8 protein-coding genes are annotated in these 11,076 nt (G+C 39.4%); 1 reads left to right on the forward strand and 7 read right to left on the reverse strand.

Translation table 11 applies throughout. From position 1 onward, the window contains the following. Positions 1–94: 94 nt before the first annotated feature. The 6 genes from greA to ACFOSE_RS04280 form a co-directional block, all read right to left on the reverse strand. A complete protein-coding gene (greA, locus tag ACFOSE_RS04255) occupies positions 95–589 on the reverse strand; it encodes a transcription elongation factor GreA (protein WP_380430945.1) in 495 nt (164 codons plus the stop codon). A gap of 115 nt (positions 590–704) precedes the next feature. Next, on the reverse strand, positions 705–2,435 hold the full coding sequence (mltG, locus tag ACFOSE_RS04260) for an endolytic transglycosylase MltG (RefSeq protein WP_447449912.1): 1,731 nt from the start codon (positions 2,433–2,435) through the stop codon (positions 705–707). A 238-nt stretch (positions 2,436–2,673) separates the two neighbouring features. Continuing rightward, on the reverse strand, positions 2,674–3,159 hold the full coding sequence (locus ACFOSE_RS04265; RefSeq protein ID WP_380430947.1) for a GNAT family N-acetyltransferase: 486 nt from the start codon (positions 3,157–3,159) through the stop codon (positions 2,674–2,676). A gap of 85 nt (positions 3,160–3,244) precedes the next feature. Beyond that, complete coding sequence (murC, locus tag ACFOSE_RS04270; RefSeq protein WP_380430950.1) at positions 3,245–4,576, reverse strand: UDP-N-acetylmuramate--L-alanine ligase; 1,332 nt, start codon at positions 4,574–4,576, stop codon at positions 3,245–3,247. A gap of 14 nt (positions 4,577–4,590) precedes the next feature. Further along, positions 4,591–5,235 carry a hypothetical protein gene (locus ACFOSE_RS04275; RefSeq protein ID WP_380430953.1) on the reverse strand — a complete coding sequence of 215 codons (645 nt, stop codon included), beginning with the start codon at positions 5,233–5,235 and terminating at the stop codon, positions 4,591–4,593. 79 nt (positions 5,236–5,314) lie between these two features. Then, complete coding sequence (locus tag ACFOSE_RS04280; protein WP_380430956.1) at positions 5,315–8,413, reverse strand: DEAD/DEAH box helicase; 3,099 nt, start codon at positions 8,411–8,413, stop codon at positions 5,315–5,317. A gap of 123 nt (positions 8,414–8,536) precedes the next feature. On the opposite strand from ACFOSE_RS04280, the gene ACFOSE_RS04285 reads away from it, so the two are divergent. Next, positions 8,537–9,133 (forward strand): GNAT family N-acetyltransferase, encoded by a 597-nt coding sequence (locus ACFOSE_RS04285; protein WP_380430958.1) that lies wholly within the window; start codon positions 8,537–8,539, stop codon positions 9,131–9,133. Between the two features lie 471 nt (positions 9,134–9,604). Here the strand turns inward: ACFOSE_RS04285 and der are convergent, their stop codons facing one another. Next, positions 9,605–10,915 carry a ribosome biogenesis GTPase Der gene (gene der, locus ACFOSE_RS04290; RefSeq protein ID WP_380431038.1) on the reverse strand — a complete coding sequence of 437 codons (1,311 nt, stop codon included), beginning with the start codon at positions 10,913–10,915 and terminating at the stop codon, positions 9,605–9,607. Positions 10,916–11,076 lie beyond the last annotated feature (161 nt).

The raw sequence follows: 11,076 nt of genomic DNA on the forward strand, positions 1-11,076 counted from the left end.
CTCCTGTAGAGTACAGAAAACTGGCCGCATAAATGTGTTTTTCTTCTGTCCCATTATGTGGGTGCAGTGCCTATTCTCCAACTTTTTTTCTATATTAATTTTGTGCCTTATGCTGTTTTTCAACACTTACGATTTCGACATCGTAACTACCAGCTGGAGATTCGATCGTGACTTGATCACCTGTTTTTTTACCAATAAGGGCTTGTGCAATAGGACTTTCATTGGAAATTTTACCAGAAAAAACATCTGCGCCAGCAGCACCAACGATGTAGTAAGTATCCATATCATTGGTGCCCACCTCTTTCACCACTACAGTTTTACCGATTGCTACCTCATCAGAAGCAACAGCATCGCTGTCAATGATTTCAGCATAACGGATTTTTGTTTCAAGAATTTGAATTTGCCCTTCAACAAAAGCTTGTTCATCTTTGGCTGCATCGTACTCAGAATTTTCGGAAAGATCACCATAAGAACGAGCAATTTTGATGCGTTCCACAACTTCAGGACGACGAACCAGTTTTAAATCTTCTAATTCTTGTTCAAGTTGTTCCTTTTCTTCAAGGGTCATAGGATAGGTTTTTTCTGCCATTTTTATTTTCTCTTTTCTATTATTTTATTCAAAATCAAGAGGCAAGAACAAAGTCCAGCCTCTTTTAATATGACTTTAGCCAAAGGATATTATACCACTATTTTTCAGATAATGCTTACTCGCTACTATCTGAAACCTTCTTATTGACATAAGTATCAACATTCTTTTGATGATCCTCATAATTTTCAGAATAATAAACATTTCCAGTATCAACATCAGCGACAAAGTAAAGATAATTGGTATCCGAAGGATTTACCACAGCCTCAATTGCTGATAGACTCGGACTGTCAACCGGTCCAGGAATAATTCCTTTATTTTTATAGTCATTATAAGGTGAATCAATACTAGTATCGATATTAGCATCTTCCTTGAGTGATGTTTCATCACCGAGTTTACCAAGTGCATAGAGCACAGCAATGTTAGACTGCAATTCCATATCGCTATCTAAGCGGTTATAAAAGACACTAGCAATATTGCGACGATCTTCGTCTGTTTTACCTTCTTTTTCAACGAGGGAAGCCAAGGCAAGGATTTCATTAACATTGTAATTAGACTGACTAATACTATCATAATAGCTGGACATATAACCGTCCATTGTTCCCAGCATTTGATCAACGATATCTTCCAATTTGGTATCTTTAGAATAATCATAAGTCGCCGGGAAGAGATAACCTTCAAGCTGATAGGATGCTGTTTGCGCATCTGGAATATCCGCTAAAAGTCTTGGATATTTTTCCTTCATTCTTTCGATGAAGTTTTTATCCTTCATTAATTTAAGGAAAGCCTTGGAGCTATATGGTGTTTTATCACTCTTACTTTTAGTGTTGGCATTGCTTTCTATAGCTTTAGCAATTTGCTCAATTGTATATCCTTCTGGAATGACAACCTTACCAGTATTTGGGTCTGTCGGTTCTGTCGTTCCTCCAGTCTGCAGTTGTTTGATGATATCATCAACACTCATGCTAGCCTTGAAATTATAGTAGCCATTTTGCAAATTGTTGTAATTTTTAAACTTGGTATAGTAATTGAAAACTGTGGCATCTTTAATAATATTTTTATCTTCAAGAATTTGTCCAATCTCTTTATTACCAGAACCCTTAGGAATTTCCACTGTCACATATTTAGTAGATTTAGCATCTAAAGGAGCTAGACTAGATTTGACATAGTAATAGCCAAAGCCAGCACCTGCTAGAATAGCAATCAGGATAATCCCAATGATCCCAAACGTCAATTTCCGAGCTAATTTAGACTTTTTCTTGCGGTGTTTAGAATCCTTACGCGAAGCTCTTGCGTTTTCATCTAAATCTATTTCATCTGCATCATTATCATTATTGGCCTCATGTTCAATATCATTAGATGGAACTGGAGACTCCATTTTTTCTTCTGACTCAAAGTCTGAATCAGAAGCTGAATCTGCATCGTCTTTTGAACCTTCTGACTGTGAAAGATTATCAGATTCTTGGTCAGACCTTTCTTCTGTCTCTGAGACTGCGCCGGCCAGAGTAGTAGACTTGATATCTTTAATCGGAATTGGGATAGTAAATCCCGAAAGATCAACCTCTTCAAATGTTGGAGCCTCTGAAGGAATCGAAGGGATGGAGCTAGAAAAGCCACTACTTTCCTCAATCGGTTCTTGCTCAGGTTCTTCAAATGGACTGAGTTCTTTTAGATGTTCTTTTTCCTGAATTTTTTTAAGTGCTGCTGCTTCGGCAAGAGCACGCTTTTGCTCTTCTTCTGCCGATTTAGCAGCTAGCTCCTCCTGACGGCGAAGCCGGGCCGCAGCATCCTGCCAGTTGAAATTTGGATCAACCTGACGAGTCTTTTGTGTCTGACTATCTGGGTCCAAGCCATCAGATAAGGTTGAGTCGGCTTCATTACTCTGGATTTCTCTTAAACGATTCGCTTCTTCTAGTTCGTCCAAAATCTTATCTTTGAAGTTATCACCGGTAGATTTCGACTTATCGTCCTTAAAATCAGTCAAAGCTTGTCCTCCTAACAATTATCAGACGCCATTATATCTTAAATTATAGGTAAATGCAAATTTTTCAAGCATTGTTACCAAGCCGTAACAATATTGACAAAGATCAACGATATTCCCAAACCAAATTATACCAAATTTGTCCCCCATGCTGTGAGGAGGATTCTCCCTCATCACTAAAACCGTTCAGCTCATAATAAGAAATCAGCTCCGCACGACAAGTCAGACTGATACCCTCACGACCTTGAGCAAGCGCCAAATCTTTTAACGCTGCTAAAAGAGCTGTACCAATTCCTTGCCCTTGATAGTTCGGCGCTACTGATAAAGATTGGACTGCAATAAAACCAGATTGACCAGAATTAGGCTTGATGGTTTCAAAGAGATCATCGGTCAGATAACGTTTATCTATAACAGGACCAACAATGTAACCGACAACCCGATGATCAAGTTCTGCCACTAAAAAAGTATCAGGAATTATCGCCAGTCGCTCCTTCATTGCTTCTGGGCTCGCCGCTTCTTCCCTTAAGAAATTAACCATTTCAATATCAAGGATTTCACCATAATCTTCCTTCTTAGCATGTCTAATAATCATAAAATCTCCCTAAAAATGGAAAGAGGCTGATAACTATCAACCTCTGATTTAAGTCCAAGATAATCTATCTGTTTAGTAAGCTATACTATTGAGTACTGGTTGCTAGATTAGCGACCAATTCTTCAAAAGAGCGTTCATAAAGCTGAATATCACCAGCTCCCATAAAGACATAAACGGCGTTATCATGATCAAGAAGAGGAGAGACGTTTTCAATCGTCACAATTTTAGCTGGTTTATCAAGTTTAGCAGCCAAGTCCTCAACCTTAATATCACCATGGTCGCTTTCACGCGCTGAACCATAGATTTGAGCCAGATAAACACTGTCCGCCTCATTTAAAGCTTCCGCAAACTCATCCAAGAGGGCGATAGTACGAGTAAAAGTATGAGGTTGGAAAATTGCCACAATCTCCCTTGACGGATATTTCTGGCGGGCGGCATCCAAGGTCGCAATAATTTCAGTCGGATGATGGGCAAAGTCATCAATAACAATTGTATCATTGATAATCTTTTCGGTAAAGCGACGCTTAACACCGCTAAAAGTCTTAAGGTGCTGGGCTACCAAATTTATATCAAAACCAGCAATATAGAGATTACCGATAACAGCTGTAGCATTTAAAATATTATGCCGTCCAAAGGCTGGAACATGGAAATCCCCTATAATTTGGTCCTTGTATTTAACCTTAAAGTCTGAACCGCTAGTCGTACGGACAATATCAAAAGCGATGAAGTCATTACTTTCTTCAAAACCGTAGTAGTATATTGGAGCATTAGCTGTTATTTTACGAAGATAGTCATCCTCACCATAGATGAACAGCCCTTTTTGAACTTGTTTAGCGTAATCATTAAAAGCGCTGAAAACATCATCAATAGAAGTAAAATAATCTGGATGGTCAAAATCAATATTAGTAATAATTGAATAGGCCGGATGATAGGGCATAAAATGACGCTCATATTCATCAGATTCAAAAACGAAATACTGACTGTTTTTAGAACCTCGTCCTGTACCGTCTCCAATAAGGAAGGAAGTATCCGTGATATTACGCAAAACATGGGCTAATAGACCTGTTGTAGACGTTTTACCGTGAGCACCGGCCACACCAAAACTGACAAACTGCTCCATAAATTCACCCAAGAATTCATGGTAGCGTTTAAAGGTGAAACCATTTTGGATAGCATAAGCTACTTCAATATTATTATCTTGGCGGAAGGCGTTTCCAGCGATGAGTTCAATATCTGCAGTAATATTTTTTTCATCAAAGGGTAGGAGTTTAACACCTGCTTGCTCAAGACCGCGCTGAGTAAAATAATATTTCTCAACATCTGACCCCTGAATCTTATACCCCATTTGATGCAGCATGAGTGCAAGAGCACTCATACCTGAACCTTTTATTCCAATAAAATGATAGGTTTTCGACATAGTTTTTCCTTTGGTTACTCCTCATCTAGAGTTAGATTAAGCTCTTTAGCAATTTGATGTGTTCGCTGCTGTCTAGTCTTTTCATGATTGTAAATTTGACTTCGCTTAAGGAAATCGTAATTATTTTTCTTCGTTTTTTTAGTTGAAGGGTTCTCAGGCTTTTGATAAGTCTGCGGTAGTTCCGCCAAAATGTAATTGTCTTGATGAAGATTGTGACTTAGACGCGCTAGGTCATTGTTAGGCTGTTCCTTTTTACTTTCTGGCATCTTGGTATTGAAAAATTTAGATGACTTGGTATTAGCAGACTTAGACACGGTTGTTTCACGACGTTGAAAACTTGGTTTATTAGGAATCTTAACCTCTTTTGCAATGTAAGATTGACGCTTACGCTTAAGATCCTGCCTCGCTTCTTCACGCGCTAACTCGGCATAGGATTTACCCGCATCGACTTCGGACACATAGTTTTTGACACGGGATGGAGAAGCTGTAGAATGAACAGGAACACGATTTTCTTCATGAGAGGTATAGACCTTATCCTGATAGTCTCCATGGATATTATTGATTAAATCTTCATTATCATATAGCTGCATTTGTGGTGCTGTTGTGATGACTGTTTCATCATCGGGCACCAATGGAAACTGGTGATTTTTTCTGGTCATAAGCACTCCCTTTCCTGATTTTTGAGTACAGCTCTAGCATTACTATTATACCCTAAATAGGCCGCTTGTCAAAAGGTTATTAGCTTTTGATTCCTAAAATTTCCTTGATTTCCTCAATAGTCATATTAGCACGACTTTCATCTCCATCTAAAACTGTCGTCACAAGATTTTTCTTAGAATCTTGTAGTTCCAAAATTTTCTCCTCTATCGTACCGCGAGTAATCAGACGATAAACCTCAACATTCTGCTGTTGACCGATACGGTGGGCGCGACTGATTGCTTGCATTTCGACAGCCGGATTCCACCAAAGATCAATCAGAATCACTGTATCAGCACCTGTCAAATTAAGACCGACACCACCTGCCTTAAGCGATACTAAGAAGACGTCCTTGCTGCCATTATTAAAGGCCTTGGTCATTTCCTGCCGCTGCTCGGCAGGTGTGGAACCGGTGATCTTATAACTGGTTAAACCAATTTTAGCAGCCTCTTCTTCAGCAATATCCAGCATATCTCTAAACTGAGAAAAGATTAAGGTGCGATGACCACTCTCCTGAATTTGGCTGAGTAACTGGCGCAGGCTAGCAAGTTTACCGCTGTCTCCTTGATAGTCCATAAAGAGAGCCGGAGTGTCACAAATCTGGCGCAGGCGAGTGATGCCGGCTAGAATTTCAATCTTTTGGCGATTCAATTCAAAATCTGTCGACTGGCTTACACTGCTTTGAATCTGACGCAGCTGAGCTAGATAGATGGCTTTTTGTTTATCAGCCAATTCATTATAGTAAGTACTCTCTATCAATTCTGGTAATTCCGGTAGGACATCTTCTTTCTTGCGACGCATGACAAAAGGTTTAATATACTGAGCTACTTGGCTGGCTTCCAGTTTAGAAAATTCTTTTTTAGATGGTAAGAGACCCGGTAAGATGATCTGGAAAATAGACCAGATTTCCAAAAGTTTATTTTCGATGGGTGTTCCAGATAGCGCAAAGCAATTACCTACTTCAAAAGCCCGCAAATATTGAGCAATCTTGGTTTGCGTATTTTTCATAACCTGAGCTTCATCTAGGATTAAATAATCATAATAACCAACTTGATATTTTTCAAAATCCTGACGAAAAGAAGCATAACTGGTGATTGTTACTTGATGATTTTCGGTGATAATAGCATCGCGATCCTGCTTGAGTCCATACGAAACTACCACATCAATATTAGGAGCAAATTTTTCAAATTCATCTTTCCAATTATAGATCAGACCAGAAGGAGAGAGAATCAAAATCTTAGATTGTTTTTTAATTTTAGAAGTCAAGAAGGCAATGGTTTGAAGTGTTTTACCAAGTCCCATGTCATCTGCTAAAATGCCACCAAACTTATAATGATCCAGCATCGACAGCCATTTAACACCTGTCACTTGATAATCTCTCAACTGAGCTTGAACCGAGACACGCTCAATTTCAAAGGCTTCTGGGTGGGTTAAGTCATGGGCCAGCTGCCTAAAATCAGCTGAAAAATCAACACGATCAAAATCTTTAAAAAGTTCAGAGAGCTGAAAGGCTGCTAGACTGTCCAATTGTAAATGACCATTGTCAAGTGGCTTAGCCCGCAGATCCCTCAGAGTCTCACTGACTCGCTGAGTTTCCTCATCAAAGACAACAAGATGACCACTGTCACTGATATAATAGGCTTCGCTTTGAAAGAGAGCCTTCAAGGCCTGACTGACATCCCCCTCATGGATAGATGAAAAATCAAAAGAGATATCTAAAAGCCCTTGTTCGGTAGTAACTTGAACTTGAGGTTTTTCTGTATAGCGCAAGTCATCCAAACGTTTACCTAAATGAACTGTTCCCAACTGTTCCAAACGCGGAAGGGTCTGGTTGAAAAAGTGATAAAGTTCATCACCACCAGTTAGGGGTAGGTGGTGAGCTGAAAATTGGCCAATAAATCCTTCTGCTGCTAAAACTCTAGCTAGATGTTCTTCGCGTTTGAAGTTACTGGTAAAGGGCAGCTCTTTTAGCTCTTCCTTACTCCTAACTATCAGCTCTCCATCATAGTCATAAGTCATTTCCAAAAGGATATCTTGATTGTCAGATTGCTCCAAATTAAAAATAGGAGTGAAATCTCTAATAGCAAATGATTTAGGAGCTTTAATGATTCCGATTTCTGCAAAATCTAGTAGGCTAGCAGCCAATTTACTTTGGTCCTCTAAACCAAAATGAACACGCCTATTCAAATCCTGATCCAACATCAAGCTCTTGAGAGCCTGAACTAACTTTTGTTGTTTATCACTCAGATGATAAAAAGTGTGGTGATAGAAAAGATAAGTTTGGTCAAAGAAAGACTGATTAGACTTTTCCTGAATAACTAACTCAAGGAACTGGCGATGCACAATCACTTCAAAAGTAAAGAGCCCATCCTGACCAGTCAATTCTTTAAAATAAACTTCCTTGTAATCATGATGATTGAGGTTGAGTTGGAAGGCATAGAGATCTTGCATCAACTGAACCCCCTCTTCAAAGAAGCCTCTAGGCAGAGCTAAATGCCGCCCCCGATTAGGGAGAATATAATCTAAGTGATTGAGATCTTCGTCTGGAATCACACGCCAAAGAAAATCAATGAATTCCTGACTGTCCTCATCAAACTGAATATAAGAGAGAGCTTCATAATAATTTTTACCAATTTGATAGACACTTTCTCGTTTCAGAACCTGTAAAAAGGTCTTGATATCACGAATAATGTAACTGCGACTGTCTGGTAGACGATTGATATGCAGCGTCCAGAGAATTTCTGACAAATAGAGATCCTGTTCTCCAGAGGCAGATAAACGATATTTAAGGCTATCGTCTTCGTTGACACTGAGACCATCTAAAAAGAGGCTACCAAAAGAAAAGAGCTTTTCTTGCTGTTCTTGATTAGACTCCTCATTTTTCAATTGATTGACCAGCTTCTTGCCGTCTTCACTATTTTTTAGATAGTACTCCACAGCCGCTAAATGCTGGCAGTAATTCTTTTGTGCAAAAAGTGGGCAGGAACAACTGACATCATCGTCATCAAATGAAAAATGAATAGTGACACCATCAACTTCTGCTTTTATAATCTTATCTGATGTGGATTTAATGTCGATTTTACCTGCTTCAGAAAGAGCTATACCTTCATTGCGGATACGTCCAGGAATCAATCTTGCCATATCTAATATCCAATCCAATCTAATTAGCTTATCAGTCCATTATAGCAAATTCTGTAAACAATTTCATTGAATAGTTCTTGAGAAGCTTTTATGCTATACTTATAGTAAATTAAGGGGGATTTTATGACATCAATTATTCGTCTTGCCCGTTTAGAAGACGCTGAGGAACTGCTGGCTATTTATACACCTTATGTAAAAGATACAGCAATTAGTTTTGAATACCAAGCGCCTAGCTTGGAAGACTTTAGACAGCGGATGCAGACCATTAACCAAACCTATCCCTATCTGGTTGCTGAAATAAATGGTGAGCTGGTAGGCTATGCTTATGCTTGCACCTTCCATCAGCGAGAGGCTTATCAGTGGCTGGCTGAACTAGCCATCTATTTAGCGCCGCATGCTCAAGGTTTGGGGCTAGGACGCCTCTTTTATGAGCACTTGGAAAACTGTCTTACAGCACAAGGCGTCCTAGCAGCTCTAGCCTGTATCGCTACCACGGAAGAACCTGATGCTTATCTAAACAACAACAGCCAAGAGTTCCATGAGCACCTAGGTTATCATGTGGTCGGACATTTCAAAGAAGCTGGCTTTAAATTTGGACATTGGTATGACATGAAATGGCTCAAGAAAAAATTGGCTGATAATCCTGAACATCCTCAGCCCATTCTACCTTTTTATAAGACAGACCTCTATCAAAGTTATTATAATAAGACTAGATTTTAATGTTATCCAAAAAAGACGTGAGTTTATAAACTCGCGTCTTTTTAGACTTATGGTGTCTGCAGTGAGTTAATCTGCTAGAAGTATTGTAGAATTCTTATCTACCAAAAAACCGCATGACTCATAATGAAAAGTGTCCAAACCAACGTTAGAAAGCATCATATGAAACATTTTTAAATACCACAGATTTAACCGGATTGGAAAATTGAATATAAAAGCATCAACAATTTGATCGCTTGATAACTTTAATCCCATATTTAATACAAGCTAAACTAGAAGCCTCCAACAAGTTCGTCAACGATATAAAACACCAGACTCTTAACTTTTGAAACTTCAAGAATTTTTAAAACCAAAATTTCCATTGCTTTGAATGCATCAAAAAAGAGAACCAATCTGATTCTCTCTCATGCTTAACGATAAGTCACCCACTGCAGCTGACGATGGGCTGGACTTTCGTATATTTAGTGTCTTAGCTCATTTTCGTTTGCGAGCAATCAGGCGAATAGGTGTTCCTTCAAAAACAAAAGCTTCGCGGATTTGATTTTCCAAGAAGCGCAAGTAAGAAAAATGCATCAGCTCTTCTTCATTGACAAAGATAATGAAAGTCGGTGGTTTGACTGAAACCTGTGTCCCGTAGAAAATCTTGAGACGCTTACCTTTGTTTGTCGGTGTTGGGTTGATAGCTACTGCATCCATGATGATGTCGTTGAGAACAGCCGATGGGATACGGGTATTCTGACTCTGGCTGATGCGCTTAATCAGCTCAGGCAGTTTATTTAAACGCTGTTTGGTCTCTGCTGATACAAAAACAATAGGCGCATAACTCAAAAATTGGAAATTATCGCGGATATCAGCTTCCCATTGGCTTACGGTATGATTGTCCTTGGTAATCGTATCCCACTTGTTGACCACAATGATGATACCCTTACCGGCATCATGCGCAAAACCAGCGATACGCTTGTCGTATTCGCGAATTCCTTCTTGAGCATTGATGACCATCAGTACAACATCTGAGCGGTCAATAGCTCGCATAGCTCGCATAACCGAATACTTTTCTGTATTTTCGTAGACTTTACCAGATTTACGCATTCCTGCTGTATCAATCATAGTGTATTCTTGTCCTTCACTATCAACAAAATCGGTGTCAATGGCATCACGTGTTGTTCCTGCAAGAGGGCTAGCAATGACACGTTCTTCTCCTAGGATAGCATTGATGAGGCTGGACTTTCCAACATTGGGACGACCGATCAGACTGAATTTAATGATATTGGGATTCTCATCATCGTCCTCTGCTGGAAGCTTATCAACAATAAGATCAAGAATATCCCCTGTTCCGATGCCATGAACGGAGGAAACAGGATAAGGATCCCCTAAACCGAGCGAATAAAAATCGTAAATATCACTGCGCATCTCTGGATTATCTATTTTATTAACTGCTAGAATAACTGGCTTATTGGTACGGTAGAGAATCCTTGCAACGTATTCATCCGCATCAGTAACGCCTTCTTTTCCAGAAACAACGAAAACGATAATATCTGCTTCTGTCATAGCAATATCAGCTTGATGCTTGATTTGTTCCATGAATGGGGCATCGACATCATCGATCCCTCCGGTATCAATAATACTGAACTGACGATTGAGCCATTCAGCCTTGGTGTAGATTCGATCGCGCGTAACTCCTTCAACATCTTCGACGATGGAGATGCGCTCACCCGCTATCCGGTTAAATAAGGTCGATTTCCCCACATTGGGGCGACCAACAATAGCTACTGTTGGTAAATTCATAATCATAAGACCGACTAAAAACAAAGAGAAAATAGATAGCCTTAGGCAATCAATACCTTAGCCACCCTATTTTCAATCCTTTAGTCGGTTTCAAATCCTTTCTGTAAATTAAAGCATCTTAAAATTAAAAACTTTGCTCAGCTTAATGATGGGCTAGATGG

This window comes from Streptococcus dentapri, from assembly GCF_042649885.1.
GTDB lineage: Bacteria > Bacillota > Bacilli > Lactobacillales > Streptococcaceae > Streptococcus > Streptococcus dentapri.